Source organism: Oleiphilus sp. HI0067, assembly GCF_001635735.1.
In genome coordinates this window covers 1-731 of the sequence record NZ_LWFI01000024.1, presented here as the reverse complement: position 1 = coordinate 731, position 731 = coordinate 1, and the positions used below count along the sequence as shown (strand labels likewise).

2 protein-coding genes are annotated in these 731 nt (G+C 45.0%); both read left to right on the top strand.

Annotated features, from left to right (window positions below; all coding sequences use genetic code 11):
* Positions 1–212, top strand: a 212-nt coding sequence (locus tag A3739_RS00575) for a DUF2170 family protein (protein ID WP_156502202.1), incomplete at its 5' end; no start/stop codon positions are given.
* Between the two features lie 30 nt (positions 213–242).
* The coding region (locus A3739_RS00570; RefSeq protein WP_068499771.1) for a PspA/IM30 family protein at positions 243–731 on the top strand (489 nt) is incomplete at its 3' end.

The following is a 731-nucleotide window of genomic DNA, read 5'->3' as shown; positions in this document are numbered from 1 at the left end:
CGCACAAGTATTTTCCATTGTCGACAATAAGCTTGGACAAAATTGGCGACGAGGGCGATTACTACCACATGTTTGGTGCGCTCAGTTCAACTTCATTGCTGTCAAACGTTGTGTTTGAAATCGAAGTTTTAGCTAGTAACGTGATTCAAGCGACAGAGGCATATAGCGAGTTTTTGGATGTAACTCTTGATAAGAGTGCGGCGGCTAGTTGATAGCTTGGTTAACTAATTAGGAGCAAAGTAATGAACATTTGGGCAAAGATGATGACAGCGCTTCGTGGTGGTGTTAATGAAGCGGGAGAGGCGATTGTTGATAGTCAGGCGTTACGTATTCTGGATCAAGAGGTAAGAGAGGCATCACAAGCTCTGCAAGATTCAAAGAACAGTTTGGCAGAAATTATGGCTAGACAAAAGGTTGCCGAAGAAAAGGTGGTTGGCCTGAAAGCGCAAATTGAAGAGCATGAAGGTTATGCTATCAGGGCGCTTGAAAAAGGTGATGAAGGATTGGCTCGTGAAGTTGCCGCGAAAATTGCTGATCTAGAAAGTCAGAGTATGCAAGAAAAAGAGTCGGCAGGCAGCTTTGCGGCAAGTGCTGATCAAATGCGAACAGCAATTACGCAAACCGAGCGTAACCTCAAGCGTTTGAAGCAACAGGTTGATACGGTTAAGGCTAATGAAAATGTTCAACGGGCACAAGCTGCCGTAGCTGAACGTCATAGCGGCTCACATTCA